Source organism: Mesotoga sp. UBA5557, assembly GCF_002425715.1.
Classification (GTDB): Bacteria; Thermotogota; Thermotogae; order Petrotogales; family Kosmotogaceae; genus Mesotoga.
This window is the reverse complement of record NZ_DIMV01000089.1, coordinates 1-8417: the sequence shown is the minus strand read 5'-3', so window position 1 is coordinate 8417 and position 8417 is coordinate 1. Positions and strand designations below refer to the sequence as shown.

General features: G+C 48.9%; 7 protein-coding genes and 1 pseudogene. All 8 read left to right on the top strand.

From position 1 onward, the window contains the following. Positions 1-278: pseudogene (locus tag B3157_RS11435) on the top strand (hypothetical protein); the annotation flags it as partial. 114 nt (positions 279-392) lie between these two features. Further along, positions 393-1412, top strand: a complete 1020-nt coding sequence (locus B3157_RS11430) for a serine hydrolase domain-containing protein (protein ID WP_102819244.1) — start codon at positions 393-395, stop codon at positions 1410-1412. Continuing rightward, a complete protein-coding gene (locus tag B3157_RS11425; protein WP_099830487.1) occupies positions 1409-2524 on the top strand; it encodes an anhydro-N-acetylmuramic acid kinase in 1116 nt (371 codons plus the stop codon). Before B3157_RS11430 ends, B3157_RS11425 begins: the two co-directional genes overlap by 4 nt. 40 nt (positions 2525-2564) lie before the next feature. Further along, on the top strand, positions 2565-4310 hold the full coding sequence (locus tag B3157_RS11420) for an ABC transporter substrate-binding protein (protein ID WP_214078370.1): 1746 nt from the start codon (positions 2565-2567) through the stop codon (positions 4308-4310). 55 nt (positions 4311-4365) lie between these two features. After that, a complete protein-coding gene (locus tag B3157_RS11415; protein ID WP_214060583.1) occupies positions 4366-5334 on the top strand; it encodes an ABC transporter permease in 969 nt (322 codons plus the stop codon). A 1-nt stretch (position 5335) separates the two neighbouring features. Then, on the top strand, positions 5336-6427 hold the full coding sequence (locus B3157_RS11410; protein ID WP_099830484.1) for an ABC transporter permease: 1092 nt from the start codon (positions 5336-5338) through the stop codon (positions 6425-6427). Beyond that, entirely contained in the window at positions 6424-7401 is a 978-nt protein-coding gene (locus tag B3157_RS11405) for an ABC transporter ATP-binding protein (protein ID WP_099830483.1), read from the top strand. Before B3157_RS11410 ends, B3157_RS11405 begins: the two co-directional genes overlap by 4 nt. Beyond that, on the top strand, positions 7398-8417 hold a 1020-nt coding region (locus tag B3157_RS11400), incomplete at its 3' end, for an ABC transporter ATP-binding protein (RefSeq protein WP_292590603.1). The genes B3157_RS11405 and B3157_RS11400, both read left to right, overlap by 4 nt.

Here is an 8417-nt window from a genome sequence, read left to right as displayed (position 1 = left end):
AACCTGGACACGTAGCGTCGGAACGAAGAACCGGTCTTCTTGGCGGTGGCCCGTTGACGGACAACGTGGTTTTCATCAGCGACCAGCGGGTTTTTGCTCTTAAGCGTACAGCGATTCTCAGGATCGAGATGCTGAAACAAGTTCAGCATGACGGATTCCCGGACGAAGAACTAAGAACCTGGACGCGTAGCGACGGAACGAAGAACCGGTCTTCTTGGCGGTGGACTGTTGGCGGACAACGTGGTTTTCATCAGCGACCAGCGGGTTTTTGCTCTTAAGCGAACAGCGGCTCTTTGACAACTTGCAACTGCTCTTTCGAAGGACGGGTTCATGATCTTGGACGAAGGACCAAGGACGGCTTACATTGAACGTAATACAAAAGGAGGTCTATTTTGATCTGGAATAAAGTTGATGAGATAGTATCCTGTGGTATTGAAAAGGCAGTGTACCCTGGAGCCGTCGTCGTTGTCGGGAAGGATACCGAGATTCTCTACGAGAAACCATACGGCTTCCTTGCTGTCGATGACAATACTCCCGTCACGCTTGAGACCGTATATGACATCGCGAGTATGAGCAAGGTCGTAGCAACCACTAGCGCCATCATGCTTCTGGTTTCTCGGGGCGATCTCTCGCTTTGGGATACTCTGGGCGATCTTCTTGATGTCCCTGAGTCAAAGAAAGGTATTTCGGTCTTTCACTTGCTGACTCACACTTCTGGCATGCAGCCCTACTCGGAAGCATGGCGCGATCTCAAGGGAAGAGAACTTCTTGAGTCGATCATTTCTCTCGAACCGGAAAACGGTCTGATGGAGAAGATAAACTACTCATGTCTCAACTTCATAACTCTGATGGCAGTTGTAGAGAAGACAACTTCGATGTCATTCGCCGAGTTCTGTTCAGAGGAGGTTTTCAGACCGCTTGGAATGAATTCCTCTGGCTTTCTTCCAAAAGAACTGTCGAATGTAGCACCGACATGCGAACGCGATGGAAAAGTATTGAAGGGTCTTCCGGACGATGAGCTGGCATATTATCTTGGAGGGGTCAGCGGAAATGCGGGCGTCTTTTCAACGGGAAGAGATCTTTTCAGGTTTGTCTCCAGTCTAATGTGTGCAGGACTTGTACCATCCAGGGTCTTTGAAACGTTCGTATCCGAGACGGTATGCATTGGAGGAGATAGAAGACATCTGGGATGGCTGGCTCCCTCCAGAGGATCCAGTGCGGGCGATATTCTTGGAGAAGATGCATTTGGGCACACTGGTTTCACCGGAACCTCGCTTTGGGTCGATCCAGTTACCGGGCTGTATGTGATACTGTTGTCTAATCGGACTAATATAAGCAGAAGAGACACTATACCTCAGATGCAGAGAATTAGAAGACGGCTTCATAATTTGGTCTTTGGGAGTCTTGGATGATCTGGAATCGAATGAGAGGACTGCTCGCCAGCAGGAGAAGGAATATCCTCGGCGTAATGTCGGGGACTTCGGCCGATGGGCTGGAGCTGGCTCTGGTAAGCTGTTCTGGCAGCGGAAAGTCAATGAAGATCGAACTTCTAGACCATTTTTCCGTTCGGTTCGATTCTTTTTTTCACGATGAGATAGTGAAGACGTACGATCCTGACCTTTCCGGCGTTGACAGGGTCAATTTGATGAACTTCGTAATTGGCAGAAGGCACGCAGCGGCAATAAAGTCTTATCTTGAGAAGACGAGAGTAGTAGTGGAAGCAATTGCTTATCATGGGCAGACCGTCTACCATGACCCTGAAAATCGGGCGACTCTTCAGATAGGAGAGGCCGACGTTATCTCATCAGAAACTGGTCTTCCCGTTGTGTTCGATTTCAGGAAGAAGGATATGGTTTACGGAGGGGAAGGGGCACCAATCATCCCGTATTTCGACTGGATCTATTTTGAAAGCGGCTCTTACGCAGTAAACCTCGGGGGCATTGCAAACGTGACTTATGTAGACGATGATCTTGAGAATGTGAAGGCCTTTGACACGGGGCCGGCCAACTGCCTTTTAGATCTGGTCACGAAGAAGCATTACAACCTTGAGTTTGATGAAAACGGTAAGATAGCGGCCAGCGGTGCGGTCGATGATGAGATCCTCAATGCCCTTCTAGAGAGAGACAGAAGCTATTTCGAAAGAAGACCTCCAAAGTCAACGGGAAGGGAGCTCTACAACGAGGTTTTCCTGGAAGGGATCTCTGCAACAAAACCCGAAGACCTAGTTAGAACACTTGTAAGGTTCAGTGTAAGACGATTAGTTGAGAGTATTACTTCTTATTTGCCTATGGGGAAGAGAATGATTGTTACTGGAGGAGGCGCCCTGAATCCTGTCATGCTTGAAGATCTACAACGCTTGAGCGGATTGGAGGTAGTCGTACCCGATAGAACCTTTCTGCAGGCCAAGGAAGCCATGGGGATGGCCGTCCTTGCCCAGGAGTTCTTCAATGGCGTCGGGGCAAACGTTCCCTCAGTAACAGGGGCGAGACAAAGAGTTGTCCTTGGAAAACTGGCATTACCTTAATCTCCCCGACGGGAGAGAAATCATAAAGGAGGTTTTTACAGTGAGGCGAATCTTTCTGTTGATTCTCGCGGTTCTTTTCACCGCCATGTTGATGGCAGCTCCATTTGTGGAAGATACTCTGCTTACTCCGGATCCAAACCCGAAGATGGGAGGTACCCTATATCTAGCTCTTACCGGATCTCCGCAATCATTCAACTTCTACGGTACCCTTGACAACAACGCATACACGGTGGTAGGTCAGATGCTAACAGGACTTGTCGAGGCTCATCCCGTCACATCGGCAATCAGACCGGCCCTGGCAGAGTCTTGGGTAGTTTCGGAGAATAACAAAGAGGTCACCTTCCATCTGAGAGATGTGAAATGGTCAGATGGGGTACCCCTTACAGCAGACGATGTAATCTTCACCTTCAAGTACTTCATCATGAACCCGGTCGCAAGGGGAAACTCTGTTGACCGATTCACGATCGAAGCACAGCCCATAGAGTGGGTGAAGGTAGATGACAGCACCGTCAAAGCGATTCTTCCCGCACCTTACGCAGCCTTTTTCACCGTTCTCTCGCACGCTTATATCTACCCTTCACACGCACTTGAGGACAAGATAGACAAAGACAGACCCGACTCCGTTAACGATCTATGGCTCACAAACACTCCTCCAAGCGAGATTCCGGCAAACGGCCCGTTCGTTCTTTCGGAATACATAATCGATCAGAAAGTAGTTATGACGAAGAACCCCAATTACTGGAAAGTCGATTCTCACGGAAACAAACTGCCGTATGTCGACAAGGTTGAATACATTATCGTGAGCGACGCTCAGGTAAGGCTGGCGAAGTTCATGGCCGGTGAACTCGATTACATGGCCGTCTCGGGAAATGACTTCCCGATACTGAAGGAGAGAGAACTTGCCGGCGGTCCATTTAGAGTCTTCCTCGCCGAGCCGACCCAGCCGACCCCAAGCCCTATTCACATCGCCTTCAATTTCGATGCTGAGAATCCAAAACTGAGAGAAGTCTTCAAGACAACCGAGTTCCGCCAGGCAATGGAGTATGCTCTGGACAGAGAAAGAATAATCGATGAGGTCTACAACGGTTTGGCCGTTCTCGGAGGAGTGCCCGTTCTTCCTTCGAATAAGGCCTTCTACAACCCAAAGATTGAAGAGATCCGAAGACCGTTCAACCTTGCCGAAGCAGCAAGGCTCCTTGACGAATTAGGCTTCAAGGACGTCAACGGTGATGGCCTGAGAGAGTACCCAGACGGAAGCAAGTTCGAATTCGTCCTGACTCTTCAAAGCTCTCCTCAAGAATATCAGGATATCGCCTACATATACTCCCAGGATCTACTTAGCATCGGAATTAAGGTGAACCTGCAGATACTCGATAGTTCTCTTACCGGTCAGATGTTCGGCGCAGGTAGCTTCGAAGCCGGGATCAGGGCATTCGGAAACCAACCCGATCCTCAGTTGAGAAAGGCTATATGGCAGCCGGGCACACAACTGTATTACTGGCACAGAACGACAAGGGATCCCGAGACGAATCTTCCGATATTCGAGAACATGCTTGACTGGGAGAAGAGAGTATATGAGCTCTTTGAACTCGGTCAAGTCGCAATGGACCACGCAGTCAGAAAGACCTTCTACGACGAATGGCAGGAGATTTACGCAGAGTACTTACCCGTGATATTTGTGTGTAAAGGTATGAATCTTTATGCTGCCAACAAGTCTCTTGGAAATGTCGAACAGAACGAAGAGGGTCTTCTCTCTTACGCTTCCTGGACTGTCTTTAAGAAGTAGTTGGTAATTTGCGGGAGGAGAAGCTCCTCCCGCTTCATTTCTCTGGAGGAAGGTTATGTGGTCTTTTATCGTAAGAAGATTGCTTATCATGATTCCAATGATGTTCTTCATATCGGTGATCTGTTTCGTCATTACCGAGCTTCAGCCGGGCGATTTCGTAAGCCAGTACCTCGATAATCCGAGAATCTCGCCGGCTCAGATCGAATTGCTTAGAAAGAACCTCGGCCTAGACGAACCTGCACATGTCAGATACTGGAACTGGATAAAGGGAATAGTCACCCGCGGGGATTTCGGATATTCTTTCGCCTTCCAGAGACCGGTTGGAGAACTGATATGGGAGCGAATGGGCTGGACCATACTCATTGCGCTTGGGGCGATTGTGTTTCAGTGGATTCTTGCAGTTCCTATGGGTATCTATTCGGCGCTGCATCCATATTCATTTGGGGATTACACCTTAACAGTGATCGGTTTCATAGGAGTCTCCATACCCGACTTTTTCATGGCACTGATCTTGATGTATCTAATGCTGCAGATGGGGGCGGCATCGGTTGGGGGTCTCTTCTCGCCCCAGTTTGTCGGGGCGCCCTTCAGTCTGGCAAAACTTGTCGACCTTCTGAAACACATTTGGGTTCCTCTCATAGTCGTTGGAATGAGCGGTCTCGCCGGGCTAATGAGGGTAATGCGAGGAAACATGCTAGACGTGGTCTCTTCTCCTTTCGTGACTTCCCTTAGAGCGCACGGCCTCGATGAGAAAACCGTCAAGAAACACGCGATCAAGAACGCTCTGAATCCTATGGTCAGCATAGCCGGAACGGAGCTACCGAATGTGTTCAGCGGAACTATAATCGCCGCTATCGTATTGAACCTTCCGACAATGGGGCCCTTCTTCTATAATGCGCTTCTTAACCACGATCAATATTTAGTTATGACATTTTTGATGTTCATAGCCATCATAACCCAGATCGGAAATCTACTTGCAGACATAGCTCTGGCTATTCTCGATCCAAGGATAAGGATGAGCTGACATGCAGAGTACGAAAGAACGAATTGCAAAAAACTTCCTTAAGCATAAACTTGGAGTCGTTGGGCTTATTGCCCTCTCGATCATGTATTTGCTGGTCGTCTTCGCCGATTTCATAGCTCCTTACAACTACATAACGGCACACAGAAACTTCGTCTATGCCCCTCCTTCAAAGATACGTTTCTTCGATGAAGAAGGCAACTGGCGGGGTCCTTTCGTGTACGGAATGACCAAGGTCAGAAACCCCGTTACGTATAGACTGGAATTCACGGAAGACAAGAACAACGTAGTACCGATAAAACTCTTCGTAAGGGGTGAAGAATACACTTTCTGGGGACTTTTCAAGACCGATCTTCATCTCTTTGGAGTCGAGGAGTCTTCAGATGTAGCAATGGTACTTCTATTTGGAGGGGACAGGTTTGGAAGAGACCTCTTCTCTAGAGTTCTTGTTGGCGGCAAGGTGTCAATGACCGTGGGTCTTGTGGGCACCCTGATAAGCGTTTTCATAGGCGCCATAGTGGGGGCCCTCTCAGGTTACTATGGCGGGACTATCGACGTATTGATACAACGTTTCATAGAACTCTTAAGATCCTTCCCTAGGATACCGCTGTGGCTGGCACTAGCCACGATACTACCTCCTCAGTGGCCTAGCACGTGGGTCTATTTCGGAATCGTAATTGTCCTGTCGCTGATCGGCTGGATGGGGGTTGCACGTGTTGTTAGGGGAATGGTCTTGAGCCTGAGAGAGAAGGAATTCATTCTTGCCGCCAAAGTATCCGGTGTTTCGAACATGAAGATAATAACGCGTCACCTTATCCCAAACACAATCAGTTATCTGATAGTCGTTTCGACTCTTTCAATACCGGGAATGATTTTGGGTGAGAGCGCTATTAGCTTTCTCGGCCTTGGCATAAAGGAGCCTATGACCAGCTGGGGGTTGCTGCTGAAGCAGGCGCAGTCTCTATCTGAACTGGAGGCTCATCCCTGGCTGATGATTCCAGGGCTATTCATAATAGTGGCTGTTCTCTCCTTCAACTTCGTAGGAGACGCCTTGAGAGATGCAGTTGATCCTTACAGGGCGGTGGAAAAAGTATGAGCACAATTCTTGAAGTCAAGAACCTTAAGACATATTTCAGAACCCCAGATGGTCTGGTTAAGGCAGTAGATGACATCAGCTTCAAAGTCGAGAAGGGAGAGATCTTGGCTCTGGTTGGAGAATCAGGATGCGGAAAGAGCGTAACCGTCCAGACTATACTGGGGCTTATCAAGGTACCTCCCGCAAAGGTCGAAGGAGAGATCTATTACAAGGGAAAGAACCTGGCAGGACTGTCGAACAAGGCGTACAGAGACATAAGGGGCAAGGAAATCAGCATGATATTCCAGGAACCCATGTCGACGTTCGATCCTCTATTCACCATAGGCTACCAGCTGAAGGAAGTTGCAAGGGCACACATGCCCTGGGATGAAGGCAAAACCTATGAAGAGATTATTTCGATTCTTCGTAGAATCAACATTCCTGAACCCGAGAAGAGATGCAAAGAGTATCCCCACGAAATGAGCGGCGGAATGCTCCAGAGAATCATGATTGCAATGGCTCTAATAACCAATCCAGAGATAGTCATAGCGGACGAACCAACCACCGCACTGGATGTTACAATACAGGCTCAAGTCCTCAACATTATGCGGGAGCTCCAAGGCGAATTCGGCAGTTCTATAATCTTCATCACCCATGATCTCGGGGTAGTTGCGGAGCTGGCTGACAGAGTTCACGTAATGTACGCCGGAAAGATAGTCGAGAAGGCAGGGGTGAATGAACTTTATTCATCTCCTTCTCATCCTTACACAAAGGGCTTGCTGAACTCCAGAGTGATGAGATCCTACAAGGGAAAGAAGCTGCCGTATATTGAGGGTTATGTTCCAAGAGCTTACGAGTTCCCTGACGGCTGCCGATTCAACCCCAGATGTCCTCATGTAATGGAGATCTGCCGAGAGAAAGATCCTCCCGAGTTTTCTTTGAATGCCGGCCATTCGGTCGCCTGCTGGCTGTTCGATGGGAGGTCGGAAACATGATGATACTTTCGACCGAAGGGCTTAGGAAGTTCTTCCCGATTAAGGCCGGAGTCTTTCTCCAGGTTGTTGGCTACGTAAGAGCTATGCAATCTGTAACCATGGAGATAAGTAAGGGCGAAACTATCGGCATTGTCGGCGAGTCGGGTTGCGGGAAGAGCACTCTAGGTAGAACAATAGTGAAGATCTATGAACCGACCGGAGGAAGGATAATCTATCATGACGATAAGGGAAATGAATACGACATCACCAAAGGGCTTGCAAAGAACGTCCGCTCGAAATTCCGACGCGACGTTCAGATGATTTTCCAGAATCCGTTTGACTCGCTGGATCCCAGAATGACGGTAAGAGACATTATCAAGGAACCTATAGAAGCACACAATCTACTTTCAAAAGACGAGATAGACGATTATGTCGGAGAGCTTCTGATGAAGGTGGGCATGTATCCAGAATACGCTCAGCGCTACCCTCACGAGTTTTCAGGAGGGCAGAGGCAGAGAATCGCGATAGCTCGTTCTATCTCGGTCAGCCCGAGGTTGATAATCTGCGACGAGCCGACTTCAGCTCTTGACGTCTCTGTTCAGAGCCAGATCATCAACTTGCTGCAGGAGCTAAGAGACGAGATCAAGATGTCGTATATATTCATCTCACATAACCTTGATGTCGTACATCATATGAGCGATAGGATAATGGTAATGTATCTTGGAAATGTTGTTGAAACTGCCGGAGCGAAGGAGCTGTTCGATTACCCCGCTCACCCCTACACAAAGGCTCTGATGGCGTCAATTCCAAACTGGGATCCTCAGGAAAGGAAGCTCCAGAACATCAAGCTTGAAGGGGAACCTCCCAGCCCGATCAATCCGCCTCCCGGCTGCCCGTTTCACCCGAGATGCCCATATAAGATCGACATCTGCAGCAAAGAGATGCCCGACAGCTTCGAAGTGGCTGAGGGCCATACAGTCGCATGCTGGCTTCATGAGAGGAGTTGTAAGACCGGGGTTGGGGGTCGGAGGTCGGGG